Annotated in this window: 1 protein-coding gene; it reads right to left on the bottom strand. The window is 73.6% G+C overall.

Annotated features, from left to right (window positions below):
- Window positions 1-1,181: MFS transporter (locus BM076_RS35475; protein ID WP_093717900.1), on the bottom strand; the 1,181-nt coding region annotated here is incomplete at its 3' end.
- Between the last annotated feature and the right edge of the window lie 63 nt (window positions 1,182-1,244).

Here is a 1,244-nt window from a genome sequence, read left to right on the forward strand (position 1 = left end):
GTGGCGGGCAGCAGCAGGGCGAGTGCCGTACCCGTGCCGGTGCCGAGGAGGAGCAGTACGGCGGTGGCGACCGCCTGGAGCAGGCCGCCGGCCACCAGCGTGGTCGTGGTGGAGGTCCGCGCGATCACGCGCGCGGCGGTGAGCCCGCCGAGGACCGTACCGGCGCCCAGGACACCGAAGGTGGCGCCCGCGGCGAGCGGGGAGAAGCCGAGCGTGTCCTGGAGGTAGAGGGTGAGCAGATAGACCAGTGACGTTTCGGTGGCGAAGGCCAGCAGACCGAATACGTTCCCCCAGGCCACATTGCGTCGGGCGAGCGTTGCCGGCGGCACCAGCGGCTGGACTGCTCGCCGCTCGACGAAGGGGACCGCCATCAGCGCCGCGGCGCCCGTGGCAAGCCCCGCCAGGGTCGGCGTGGCGGTCCAGCCGTGCGCGCCCGCCTGGGTCAGTCCGTACACCAGGGCGAGCAGTCCGCCGGTGACGGTCAGCGCACCGGGCACATCGAGGCGGGGCCGGTCGGCCGGGCGCGATTCATTGAGCACGGCCGGTGCGACCAGGACGACGCCGAGAGCGACCGGCACGTTGACGAAGAAGGCCCAGCGCCAGGACAGCAGGTCGGTCAGCGCGCCTCCGAGGACCGCACCGGCGGTGAACCCGGCCGACATCAGCGCGCCGTTGGCGCCCAGCGCCTTCTGCCGCAGCGGGCCTTCGGGGAAGGCGGTGGTCAGCAGCGACAGGCCCGCCGGTGTCGCCGCGGCGGTGGCGAGACCCTGTGCGACGCGAGCGGTCAGGAGGACACCCGGGGAGGTGGCGAGGCCCCCCAGCAGAGAGGCCAGGCCGAGCAGGGCGACGGCGCCGATGAACATCTTCTTGCGGCCGAGAAGGTCGCCGATGCGGCCGAAGAAGAGAGTGAAACCGGCGGCCGGCAGCGCGAACGATGTGGCGATCCACTGCAGGCCGGACAGCGAGAAGCCGAGGCCGCGGCCGATCGCCGGGAGAGCGACGTTCAGGATCGAGAAGTCGACGGCCAGCATGAACTGGGCGACCAGCAGCACGACAAGGACCAGCTTGAGCCGGCCGGTGAGGCGCGCGGGCGGTACGTCGGCGGCCTGCGGGGCGGCGGGTGGGTCGAGGGGGGTCTCGTGGGCGGACGCGGCCCGCGGCAGTGGCTCGGTCGTGGCCATGGCACGGCTACCTTTCGGCGCCCTCCGGGGAGGGGGCGGGACGTATCGGCGGAGCACGGGCCC

It is taken from the genome of Actinacidiphila alni (assembly GCF_900112845.1).
In the GTDB taxonomy this organism is placed as follows: Bacteria; Actinomycetota; Actinomycetes; order Streptomycetales; family Streptomycetaceae; genus Actinacidiphila; species Actinacidiphila alni.